At 59.3% G+C, this 11,817-nt stretch carries 10 protein-coding genes and 2 pseudogenes; 6 read left to right on the plus strand and 6 right to left on the minus strand.

Annotated elements, in window-relative coordinates; genetic code table 11:
• Nucleotides 1–87 precede the first annotated feature (87 nt).
• From PVZ78_RS30255 to PVZ78_RS30275, 6 genes and pseudogenes are all read right to left on the minus strand, one after another.
• Nucleotides 88–606, minus strand: coding sequence for a MarR family winged helix-turn-helix transcriptional regulator (locus PVZ78_RS30255; protein WP_273829720.1), 519 nt, complete (start codon nt 604–606; stop codon nt 88–90).
• Nucleotides 607–855: 249 nt separating this feature from the next.
• The gene (locus PVZ78_RS30260) at nt 856–1,197 is read right to left on the minus strand and encodes a YciI family protein (protein ID WP_273829721.1); all 342 of its coding nucleotides are present in this window, start codon (nt 1,195–1,197) and stop codon (nt 856–858) included.
• 76 nt (nt 1,198–1,273) lie between these two features.
• Nucleotides 1,274–1,672, minus strand: a complete 399-nt coding sequence (locus tag PVZ78_RS30265) for a tyrosine-type recombinase/integrase (RefSeq protein WP_273829722.1) — start codon at nt 1,670–1,672, stop codon at nt 1,274–1,276.
• 84 nt (nt 1,673–1,756) lie between these two features.
• Nucleotides 1,757–2,842: pseudogene (locus tag PVZ78_RS30270) on the minus strand (methyl-accepting chemotaxis protein); the annotation flags it as partial.
• A 45-nt stretch (nt 2,843–2,887) separates the two neighbouring features.
• A pseudogene (locus tag PVZ78_RS31905) lies at nt 2,888–3,382 on the minus strand (MCP four helix bundle domain-containing protein); the annotation flags it as partial.
• Between the two features lie 185 nt (nt 3,383–3,567).
• Nucleotides 3,568–5,166, minus strand: coding sequence for an EAL domain-containing protein (locus PVZ78_RS30275; RefSeq protein WP_273829724.1), 1,599 nt, complete (start codon nt 5,164–5,166; stop codon nt 3,568–3,570).
• 1,107 nt (nt 5,167–6,273) lie between these two features.
• On the opposite strand from PVZ78_RS30275, the gene PVZ78_RS30280 reads away from it, so the two are divergent.
• The 6 genes from PVZ78_RS30280 to PVZ78_RS30305 form a co-directional block, all read left to right on the plus strand.
• Nucleotides 6,274–6,807 carry a Csu type fimbrial protein gene (locus PVZ78_RS30280; protein ID WP_273829725.1) on the plus strand — a complete coding sequence of 178 codons (534 nt, stop codon included), beginning with the start codon at nt 6,274–6,276 and terminating at the stop codon, nt 6,805–6,807.
• A gap of 38 nt (nt 6,808–6,845) precedes the next feature.
• Nucleotides 6,846–7,361 carry a Csu type fimbrial protein gene (locus PVZ78_RS30285; RefSeq protein ID WP_273829726.1) on the plus strand — a complete coding sequence of 172 codons (516 nt, stop codon included), beginning with the start codon at nt 6,846–6,848 and terminating at the stop codon, nt 7,359–7,361.
• Between the two features lie 5 nt (nt 7,362–7,366).
• On the plus strand, nt 7,367–7,888 hold the full coding sequence (locus PVZ78_RS30290) for a Csu type fimbrial protein (RefSeq protein ID WP_273829727.1): 522 nt from the start codon (nt 7,367–7,369) through the stop codon (nt 7,886–7,888).
• A gap of 18 nt (nt 7,889–7,906) precedes the next feature.
• Nucleotides 7,907–8,692, plus strand: a complete 786-nt coding sequence (locus PVZ78_RS30295; protein ID WP_273829728.1) for a fimbrial biogenesis chaperone — start codon at nt 7,907–7,909, stop codon at nt 8,690–8,692.
• A 17-nt stretch (nt 8,693–8,709) separates the two neighbouring features.
• Nucleotides 8,710–11,076, plus strand: coding sequence for a fimbria/pilus outer membrane usher protein (locus PVZ78_RS30300; RefSeq protein ID WP_273829729.1), 2,367 nt, complete (start codon nt 8,710–8,712; stop codon nt 11,074–11,076).
• Nucleotides 11,073–11,817, plus strand: a 745-nt coding sequence (locus PVZ78_RS30305; RefSeq protein WP_273829730.1) for a Csu type fimbrial protein, incomplete at its 3' end; no start/stop codon positions are given. The genes PVZ78_RS30300 and PVZ78_RS30305, both read left to right, overlap by 4 nt.

An 11,817-nucleotide genomic window follows, 5' to 3' on the forward strand; every position in this document is an offset into this window, starting at 1 on the left:
GGCGGGCTCGATACGACGGAACCTCAGGTGTAATTATTTGTAGGTTGCTGTGTAGCTTGCTACATATGTATCAAAAAACCCGGCTTGTCAGCCGAGTTCGCCTTCAAGACGGATTCGGTGGAGCGCCGGGGCCACCTTCAACATCAGCTTCACCAGGGCGTCCCGCTCGTCCTCACTGAAATGGCTCATGAATTTGGCCACCCAGGCATAGTGCTTCGGCAGCACGCGGCTCAGGGTGCTGTCTCCCTCGGGCGTGAGTCGAACAATCCAGTGCCTTCCGTCATGCGGATCTGGATGCTTGGTACACAGACCGGAGGCCTCCATCTGCTTCACCGCACGCGTCATGGTCTGCGAAGCCACGGCCACACCATCGGCCAATGCACCAATGGTGAGTCCGTCCGGATTGCGCTTGAGCAACAGCAGGACGAAGAACGGCGTTTGCGCGAGCCCCTCGCGTGCCAGATTGGTGTTGAAAGCGGACAGCATTTCATCGGTCCCCGATGCCCACACCAGCCAGGTGTAGAGCCCTTCGACGTCAGGGTTGTCGTAGAGCTTGCCGAAACGCGCGAGTGTCTCTCGAGAGGGGAGATCTTTGAGTTCGAACATTATTTATGTACCTATCTTCGTAGCATGCTACACATGTTCGATCCCACTTAGCTAAATGTCAAATTCGGCCCGGAAGCGCGCGCCCTCGATGATCAATCTTGTGCAGGCCCGACGCCAACCCGTGCCGCGCCCGTTGACGGCGTTCAGCGATTTCCTACTGGAACGCTGGCGTGATGCGGCTTGGGATGTCGCCTGACACTTGGGTGCGGTCAACCAGCGCCCCTACCGCACGCGCCGAGCTTTGCAATTTCACCCCATCGGGTCGACCGGCCGGAACTCCATGTCGTACGGCGGCAGAATGTCCGAGAGTTCCAGAAGTAGATCCAGACTCGGTGCCTCTACAAGGAAAAAACCACCCAGTCCTTCGTAGGCGGCGGCATACGGTCCTTCAGAGATCACCCTCGCACCACCCGATCTACGCACGGTGGTGGCAGATTCGCCGTTTTCGAGAGCTTCCCCCGCCAGAATTTCGACGCCCCGGGCAGTGCACTCACTCTGGAACTGTTCGAACCGTTTCATGAGTGCAGCCTGCTCAGACTCATTCAGCCCGTCCCATGCGGGAACATCGCCGTCTCCGGTCAACAACAACATGTACTTCGTGCTTCCTCTCCTCCCTGATCACAGTGGATGTGTATGGAGTACACATTCGATTTTCCATCCATAATCTCTACCTGGATATGAGATGGATCTGAAAAACTAGTAGAAAGCGTCCTGCGCACAGAGCGTCTGACAAGCAGATTTGAAAGATGGCGTGGTTCAACGCATTCTCCACAACGTCGTAACCCCAACCCTTTTCGTGCAGCAGGCTAGACGCCGTACGCCGCAAGTCGTGGAGGGTGAAGGCTGGAATCTCCTGCCCTTGCAATGCGACCTTGAGTGCATTGTCCAGAGCGTTGTGTGCGAACGGCTTGATCAGAGAGCCGCATACAGGCGAAACCCATTCGCTGTCGCCCGCCAGTACAAGCAACTCCTTGAAGAGCATTGCGGCCTGCTTCGACAGATAGACAATGTGCAGCCTTACCTGTTTTCGAGGGGAAAGACCTTTCCCGAAGAGGCAGCCCCTCACCGGTAGAACCGCGGAGGGGCCGGGCCCAACACCGACTCAGCCGTTGGGTTCCTTTTGAGGCAGGCCTCTTCCTTACACTAGGTGTCAGAGGCTGAACCGTGCGACCAGTGCGTTGAGATCTACAGCCAGTCGTGAAAGCTCGTTGCTAGCCGCACTGGTTTGGTTGGCGCCGGTTGCCGACTGCACGGACAAATCTCGGATGTTTACCAGGTTACGGTCAACTTCGCGCGCTACCTGAGCCTGTTCTTCAGCCGCACTGGCTATCACCAGATTGCGCTCGTTGATTTCACTGATGGCGCTGTTAATGGTGTCCAGGGACGAGCCGGCGCCGCGCGCCATGTGCAGCGTCGATTCTGCATGTTCGGTGCTGTTGCGCATGGACTCCACAGCATGCTCGGTGCCGCTCTGGATGCTGCCGACCATGCGTTCGATTTCGCCAGTTGACTCTTGAGTACGGTAAGCCAGGGCACGAACTTCCTCCGCGACGACAGCGAAACCACGACCGGCGTCACCGGCCCGGGCTGCCTCAATGGCTGCGTTCAGGGCCAGCAGGTTGGTTTGATCGGCTAGGCCGCGGATCACGTCGAGTACCTTGCCGATATCCCGCGACTCATTGGCCAACTCACCGATCAGACCAGCAGCGCCTTGCACGTCACCGGTCAATCGCTCAATGGCTGAGACCGTTTCCAGGACCATGTCCCGGCCATCCCCTGCGGATCGGGTCGCGCTCTGGGAGGCTTGCGAAGTGCTTACGGCATTTCGCGCTACCTCTTCCACCGCACTGGTCATTTCATTTACTGCGGTCGCCGCCTGTTCGATTTCGTAGTTTTGTTGGGTCAGGCCGCGAGCGCTTTCGTCAGTAACGCTATTGAGCTCCTCTGCCGCAGACGCTAGTTGTTGGGCGGAGCCGGTAATACGCTGCAAAGTGTCGCGCAGCTTTTCCTGCATGGTGACCATCGCCCTCAATAGGCGTCCAGCCTCATCGCTTCCATCCACGATAATCGGCTGAGTCAAATCGCCTTCGGCGATCCCTTCAGCCGCTTGCAACGCGTACCCAATCGGCCGGGTGATACTGCGGGTCAGCAGCCACGCAAATAGCACTGTCAACGTAGTGGACAGCGCCAGCAGTGCTACCACCAGGTTGATCGCCGTACCATACTGCTTGGCGGCGTCATTGTCGGCAGTTGTTGAGTACTGCGTATTGATCTTCACCAACTGGCCCAGCGTGTCGTTGAGCTTTTCGGTACTCTCCATCATCTGTGTGCTCAACAGCGCTTGCATACCCTCGAGCTGATTCTTTCGCGATAGATCGATCAATTGCTCTTCCAGCTTTCGATGCTGCGTCAGCAGTGCCGTGTATTCATTGTAGGTAGCGCGTTCCTCAGGGCTACTGATGAGTGTCTGGTAGACAGTTTGTGTCTCGTCAATCTTCCGATTGCGCTCGCTGATCAAGTCCAGGATCTGCTGTTGTGCCTGAGGGGAACGATTAAGCAGCAGCCGGTACGCCTGAACGCGTTGCCGCAACGTCAACTGGGTGAAGTCATCGACGTTCTTGATGCTCGGGATAGTGTCCTGGATGATTCTCTCTGTGGCCGATCGGATCTTGCTCATTTGATTCAGGGCAAATACGCCGAGAAGCAACATCAGGCAGCCTATCAAAGCGAATCCAAGGAAAGCTCTCGGGGCGATGTTCATCGTGCGCAAGGACATGGTACCTACCTCGAATGTGCGCTGTTCGCGCTTTGTGGGCGGGGGGTACCTGTCCTATCGCACTAAAAATGAGCTTCTTGATGTTCTGACAGAATATTCAGAAATATCTGATGGTCGTTTGTAGGATTCGCAGATCGAGTGTCTATTGCGCTCTACGATTGATGCATTCCATTGGCGCTTGACCACTACGTGGCGGTTGGGGGAGTGGACGAACGCAGGCGTGTCGCCGCTTCTTCCCTCCAGGTGGAGAGTTCTGCCGCACTCAAAGGAGGCGAGAAGAGATAGCCTTGCCCCCAGGGTACGTTGTGCCGTTGTAGATAGGCCAGTTGCTCCCGAGTCTCGATGCCCTCTGCGGTCAAGGCCATCCCCAGGCGATGCGCAAGAGAAATGAGTGTTTCAAGTATCACGGCGTTCACCGACTCTGTTCCTATTCCTGATACAAAGCTGCGATCGACTTTAAGGAAGTCGGCATCTAATTGCTCCAGATAGGAGAGTGAACTATGTCCGGTACCGAAATCATCCAAAGCCCACAGCGCCCCCAGCGTACGCGACTGAGCAATACGGTGCTGAACTTGCTCACTGTCGGGAAGCATTTCCCGTTCCGTCAACTCCAGAACCAGTTTCGGCGCCGCCGGTCCCATTCTGGTAGTCAGTCGTTCAATGTCCTCCAAGAACTCCGGCATAGCCAAATGGGAGCCACTGATGTTGAGCCCCAGATGGTCCTGAGGTCCGAGCCCCAACTGCGGTAAGTCTGCCACCACGAGATCAAAGATATGACGAGTCAATTCCGCGATCTGCTGTTGGTCCTCCGCCAGAGGGATGAAAATGTCCGGGCGTATCGGGCTTTGGCCAGCCCGAGTCCAGCGCACCAGCGCTTCCAGGCCGCCAAATTCACCAGTGTCCAGGCGAACCACAGGTTGGTACACCATATGGAACTCGCCCTGCTGAATGGCGCGACGCATATCTCGTACCAGAGATCCTCGATGCAGTACAAACCAGTACGCCAAATACCCCATAAGCAAGCAGACGAAGGGAATGAACGGGGCGTACAGCCGCCAGAGGTAGCTGCGGTATGCCTCAAGCAGAGAACTGGCGACTGAAACTCGGACTTCGACGGGGAAGCTTGTGGATTTCACAACGGCATCCACGTCGCGATATTCGGGATCTTGAGCCCTAATCGCAGCGGTGCCGTCAGGCAAGGTTCGTTGCGACTCACTGAGCAGAATCTGGACCAGAAACTGACCGTCGTAGGAGGCCGCATTTTTAATGTCCTGCACATATAGGCCATCGATCACGGCCAGTACGCCCTCATCACTCCCAAGGCTTTGTGATACGACGACCGCCGGTCTATTGCGCACCAGATAGGTTCCCGCAACAGGAGTAATACCTAAGCCGGGAGGGAGCGCGGATGGCCCATCAAACGTTTGAGCAAGGGGCCCCGGGCTGAATCCCTCCACTGATGAACAGTAGACAATTCCGTGCTGCATCAGGAACAGAGCGCGAAAGTAGGGACTCAGATTTCTAAGTCGTGCCAGATCGCTAGATACCTGATCGCAGGGCTTGCCGACCATCGAGATAGCTTCCCCCACGTTGGAGAACACGATATGCAGGGTGTTTTCCATCTGCTGGGAGATGGTTGCCGCAGTGACCAACGCTTCCCTGTCCGCACGATCTTGCGCTTGCCACCATATCATCGGAGTCATTAGCGCAAGAGGTGTCAGCATAGCGACCAGCACAATGACCAAACGCCCAGGGGAAATGCGCCGCTTTTTATTTTTTTTCATGCAATGAACTCTGTGCCTTTAGCCAATAAATCAGGATATTTGCCCAGTTCATGGCAAAAAAATCCCACCGGTATCGAGCAGCTCGGGTCCGTTGAGCAGTTTGCAAAATCCGAGAATGACAAGAAGGCAATCTAGAAATCCAGTTTTTTGGCCGCAACTTGATGACCCAGCGAGAGCGCAAGGTCGCAAGAAGATTATTAATGCGTAAGGCCAATTTTTGCAATATTTCCGACACTCAATATGAATAGCGAAATTGCCACAGCTCACCGCAGAAACTTGGACGAGAAGCATGGGCTCAGAAAGTCTATTTTGACCAGTCTGTTTTGTTCTTGCGTCCCTTGGAGTCCATCTAAAATAGCGGCGTGAAGGCGTCAAATTCTGCTATTTCTTTGGGATTCAGGTCCGAATTTTTAGATGAAAGGGCAAGCTCACTGTTTTTCGATATTACCCTCAAAGGCATATTTTCAACACCTTAGTGCAACTGGTACCGTGTTATTAGATTGTTCATCTTGGAGCAGATGCAAGGGGCTGCGTGGATGGGGGAGAAGCGCTACAGGAGGGGTCTATATCAAGATTTCAGTAGGGCTACAGCTAGGCCAGCAATCTTAAGCCGTAGCGCCTTTGGCGCGGATTGAATACTTGTTTTTTGAGACAGGGGGATCTCATGAGCGAGCTATCTATAAATGGGCGCAGGGCTCAGCCTAGGCATGGACGGAACGCCGCCAACAATTACTTGGCGAGGGAGTAAAGTTCAAAATATTGGATTCGCGACTGACGGCAATATTGATCTCGCTGATGGCGCTGCAAGAAGAGTATTCTCCGGTGGGGGATCTCATCGGGTGAAAACTCGCTTGTTCGTTCAATGAGCTGACTGATGATTGGAAGAGTCCAAAGAGGACTTGTCCGTGCTCGAAACTCGCAACTCTTAATTACAGAGTTTTTTTCAATGTAGTGACTTGGTTTCGGTATTGCGCCGTGCTGGCGCGTGATTTCAAAAAGTTAATTAATGACTCGAATCTGCATTCAAATGCGCGTTTCGAATAATGCTGTGCCCGCCAAACCATTCTCACTGATGGCGGCTGTTATCGACTGGAAGTTAGATTAGAGATGAATAAGAGCATTGCGGTAGTTCTGTTGTTCTGCGCCGGCCTGCACGGCACCGCCCAAGCCACCGGCACTCTGGCCGGTCAGGTCGGCGTGCAGATGGTCATCGGTGCCGGCTGCACCATCAGCAGCGGCAGCGTCAGTGGTGGCATCAACCAGTGGGGGACCCTCGACTTCGGCACCCACTCCGACCTCAGTAACTTGGTCGACGCGCAGACCGTCGGCGCCAACGGCAATATCCAGATCAAGTGCAGCACCGGTCTGACCCCGAGCCTGACGGTGAACGCAGGCCTGCATGCTAGCGGTGGCCAGCGCTACATGAAGAACACCGCCACCAGCACTATCGCCTACAACATCTACTCGGACGCCGCGCGTAGCGCGCTGATCCAGGCGAACACACCGGTCGACATCTCTCCAGCCTCCACCGGCAACGCGGTGAGCATCCCCCTGTACGGCCGCGTGGTTCCCACCGGACAAAACACGCCAACGGAGGCGGGGACCTACACCGACACACTGCTAGTCACTATCGCCTGGTGAGGTGCGCTATCAGGTTTCGAAAGCCCCGGACGGGACTGATGGGCTTGAATCGATGCCTCATCGGAGGATCGCTCTGGCTGCTGAGCTACAACCCGGCAACTGCGCAGACCGCCACGCTCACTTTAAGCGTCACGCTGCTACCCGCCTGTGAGGCGGGCACCGTGGTTGGCGGCAGTGCGATGACCTTCGGCACCCTCGACTTCGGCCAGTACGTCTCCCTGAACAACGCCGTCAGTACCAACAGCCGGCAGGGAGCCGGCTCCATCCGGGTCAAGTGCGTCAATGGTCAGACCTATAACATCAAGCTCGATGGCGGCCTCTACGGTAACGTCGACACGCGGCGGATGGCCAATGTCGCCAACACCGCCATTACCCTGATCTACAACCTGTACAGCGACCGCCCGGGCGGAATCGTCTGGGACAACACCATCGGCGTCGCCGCCACCGGAAACGGCAGCGACCAGTGGTATCCCGTCTACGGCTTGGCGCCAGCGCAAACCACCCCTGTCGCCGGGACCTACCGTGACACCGTCAACGTGACCGTCAGTTGGTGACGCCAATGCCCACCTGGCTCTGCTTCCTGCTCCTGGTTCTGTCACCAGGCGTCACCGCCGGCGCCGACCAGTCGCTGATCAGCCGCGTCTTCCAGGTTCAGGCGGTGGTCGCTAAGGGCTGCTCCTTCGGCACCACCAGCAGCACCTACGACCTTGGCACTCTCAGCTTCGGCACTCTCGGCAACCTGGCGGACCCGGTGAACGTCGCCAGCAGTGCCGGCGCGGGCTCCATCATCCTCACTTGCACCCCGGGGTTGACCGTCTCCATTGCCCTCGATTACGGGATCAACGGCGGCGGCAGCCAGCGCTACCTGAGGCTGGTCAACGGCAGGGAGACCCTGGCCTACCAGCTGTACCAGGACACCACCTATTCCCAGGTCTGGGGCAATGGGGCGCTGGCCCGGACCATCGCTAGCTTCCCCGACACCACCCAGATCTACACGGTGTACGCCCGTCTTTTCGCGGTCGCCACACTGCCGTCCGCCGGCGTCTACCGCGACACCGTGACAGTCACTCTTTCGTTTTGATCCGCCATGGAGGAGCACATGCACAGCCCCCTGATCTACCTACACCTCGCGCGTTGGTTCCCGGCGTTCCTGCTCCTGTTCCTTTGCGGCTCTGTGCAGGCCGCCAGCACGGTGCTGATCTGGCCAATCAACCCAATCATCGAGGCCGACCAGCCCGCCACCGCGCTGTGGCTGGAGAATCGTGGCAAGCAGCCGGTGACCCTTCAGGTGCGGGTGCTCGGCTGGTCCCAGGCGGATTTTCGGGACGTCTACCGCAGCCAGCAGGCAGTCGTCCCCAGCCCCCCCTTCGTCAAGGTCGAGGCAGGGAGCCGGCAACTGGTCCGGTTGATCCGACAGGGCGGCCAGCCCGCTGCACCAGAGGACGCCTATCGGGTGCTGATCGACGAGGTCCCGGACGCGGCGGGTCAGGCGACGGAGGCTTCCGGCCTCGCCCTGCAGTTCCGGATGCGCTATTCCGTACCGCTGTTTGTCAGCGCAAAGGGCGTCTGGACTCAGCCACGTTCCGACCTGGATCGCGACCCGGCTGAGGCGAGCCAGCCGAAGCTAACCTGGCGGGTGCAAGAGGAGAGGGGCGTGCGCTACCTGCTAGTGCGCAACGACAGCGCCGTGCACGCGCGCCTCAGCCACGTACGCTGGGAGGGGAAAGGTCGCCGTCTGGCGCTGCTCGACGGCCTGCTCGGCTACGTGCTCGCCGGACAGCAGATGCGTTGGCCGCTGCCGCCTGGAGTCGCACCCGGCGTGGGTATGACCCTGATACTGCAGTTGGCAGACAACGACACGCCCATCAGCATTCCCGAGTACTGAGGCGGGGCGCCGTCTCTGTGTCCCGCTTAGACTCCCGGCGCCGCCACCGGTGCTCCGCGCTGCTCCTCAGCCTGGCGCTGCTTACCCCTGTCCGGGCGGCGGATTACCTGGCCGGGCTGCCGCCACCGGAGGCCGCTCCGGCCGGCAGCAGCACCCTCTACTACCTGGAGCTGGTGATCAACGGCCGCAATAGCGGCAAGGTGGTGCCTGTCAGCGCCGGCGACGGGCACTACCGACTCGATGCTGCGGCCCTGAGCGAAGCTAGCGTGCGCCTGCCGGGAAATCCCACCGGACAGGTAGCAGTGGACTGTCTGCCCGGGGCGCAGGCTGACTACGACGGCGCCAGCCAGCAACTGCGCCTATGGGTGCCGCCGCAGTGGCTACCGGAACAGCGCTTCGACGATCCCGGACTGGTCTACCGGACCCCGGCACGCAGCAGTCTGGGCGCACTGTTCAACTACGATTTGTACTACTCGGACCCTGCCGACGACGCTACACCGTGGCTCTCCGCACTGCTTGAGCAACGGTTGTTCGACGGATTCGGCGTGATCTCCAACACCGGTGTCTATACCCACTACTTCGACGATGCCGACAACCTCGACAGCCGCTACCTGCGCTACGACACCTATTGGCAGTACAACGACGAACGCAGCATGCGCAGTTACCAGTTGGGTGACTACGTCAACGGCGCAATGAACTGGACCAACCCGGTACGTATGGGCGGCTTCCGCTACGCTCGTAAATTCGGCGTGCGTCCGGATCTGGTCACTTACCCGCTGCTGCGCTTCGAGGGCCAGGCCGCGGTACCGAGCACGGTCGACCTCTTCATCAACGGCTACAAGGCCAGCAGCAGAGACCTGCAACCCGGTCCCTTCGCCATCAGCAACGTGCCCTACATCAACGGCGCCGGCGAGGCAACGGTGGTGACCACCGACGCCCAAGGTCGGCAGGTGATGACCAGCCTGCCGTTCTACGTTTCCAATACCTTGTTGGCGCAGGGCCTGAGCGACTTCGACCTGTCCATCGGGCGCCTGCGCGACGACTACGGTCTACGCAACTTCTCCTATGCCGATAACGCCGCCAGCGGCCTCTACCGCTACGGCATCAGCGATCGCCTGACCCTTTCCACTCACGCTGAGACCGCCAGCGACCTGCGTCTGTTCGGCGTCGGCGGCGACATTGCCGTGGCCACCTTCGGCACCCTCAGCCTGGCAGTTAGCGGCAGCGAGGGGCAGGGTGACAGCGGTCAACAATACCTGCTCGGCTACTCCTATTACTCACGCCGGTTCGGCCTAAGCCTGCAGCACATCCAGCGCAGCGAAGGTTATGGCGACCTGAGCACCCTGGACGGCGACTACCGGCTGAGCCAGCGCACCGACCAGGCCACCGCCAGCCTAACCTTTGACGAGCAGGGCACCCTTGGGGTCGGTTACTTCGATATCCGTGCCCGCGACGGCAGCCGCGCGCGCCTGGCCAACCTTTCTTATAGCCGTCCGATCGGCAGCCGTAGCAGCTTCTACCTGGCGCTGAACAAGGACCTCGACGGCAGCGGCTACAGCGCGCTGATGCAGTTGGTGCTTCCCTTCGACGTCAACGGCCTGCTCAACGTAGGCGTCACTCGCGATAGCGACGAGCGCTACAGTGAACGGGTAGCCTGGAGCCGCTCAACGCCGAGCCAGGGCGGCGTCGGCTGGAACCTCGGCTACGGCGGCGCCAGCCGCTACCATCAGGCCGACTTGACTTGGCGCATGCAAAGTGTGCAGTTGCAGGGCGGCCTCTACGGCGAGACTGGCAACTACACTCGTTGGGCCGACATCAGCGGTTCATTGGTGTGGATGGACAGCGCGCTGTTCGCCAGTGACCGCATCAACGACGCTTTCATACTGGTCAGCACCAAGGGCTATCCGCAGGTGCCGATCCGCTACGAGAACCAGTTGATGGGCAGCACCGACGATAAGGGTCACCTGCTGGTGCCCTGGGTCGCCGCCTATTACCCGGCAAAGGTCCAGATCGATCCGCTCGATCTGCCGGCCAACGTCAGCACACCGGAAGTCGAACAGCGCGTGGCAGTGCGCCAGGGCAGCGGCGTGCTGCTGGACTTCCCGATCCGCACCGTGGTCGCAGCCAGCATCAGCTTGGTGGACGAACGCGGCGAGCCGCTGCCGCTAGGCAGCCAAGCCGAGGAAACCGGTAGTGGCCTGCGCGCCAGCGTCGGTTGGGACGGCCAAGTCTATTTCGAAGGATTGCAAGCCAACAACCAACTGCACGTGATCCGCCCCGACAGCCGGGCCTGCCGGGCGAATTTCCGCCTGGACACGCGCAAACCCACCGTCACTCAGGTCGGCCCGCTGACCTGCTCGACCTCCACCGGAGATACGCCATGAGCCATCCCCGTCTTTTCGCCGGCGTGCTCGGCCTCGCCATGTTGAACGCCAGCCCATTGCTGTTCGCGGCCTGCACTACCAGTTCCGGCACCGGCAATTTCGGCAGCCTGAGTTCCTTCGCCGTGGTCAGCACCGCGCAGACCATCACCGCTGCCACAGGCTTCAAGTGCGGTGGCAGCCTGCTATCGATCCTCAGCACCAACACTATCGACACGACCATCACCAGCACCGCGAACCCGTTGGGCACCACGCCGAGGCTATACAACGCCGCCAGCGGCACTTACCTGCCCTATAGCATCTGTAAGGACAGCGGCTGCAGCCTCGTCTACAACGTCGGCTCAACAGAGCGCTGGAGCAGCACCACCTTCCTAGGCATTCTCGGTCAGTTCAACGGCACTGACGGCAGCCTGCCGCTGTACCTGCGCACCGCCACCGGAGTGTCCCTGCCGGCCGGTACCTATACTGACACCATCGGCTTGAGCTGGGCCTGGCACCTCTGCGCGGCGGGTATCGGCAACATCTGCCTCTATGACGACGGCACCGCCAGCAGCAGCATCAACCTCACTCTCACGGTGCTCAAGGACTGCTATCTCGACAGTGCCCCGGACCTCAGCTTCGGCAGCGCCGCGCTGGTCTCGGCATTCACCGTAGCCAGTTCTTCGAGTTTTTTCTCGATGCGGTCGGTGACCTGCTTGAGGGTTTCCTCCTGGGTCGCGCCCGGCCAGCGGGTCTGGATGACCA

The sequence above is a fragment of the Pseudomonas sp. SBT1-2 genome, assembly GCF_028640875.1.
In the GTDB taxonomy this organism is placed as follows: Bacteria; Pseudomonadota; Gammaproteobacteria; order Pseudomonadales; family Pseudomonadaceae; genus Aquipseudomonas; species Aquipseudomonas chlororaphis_I.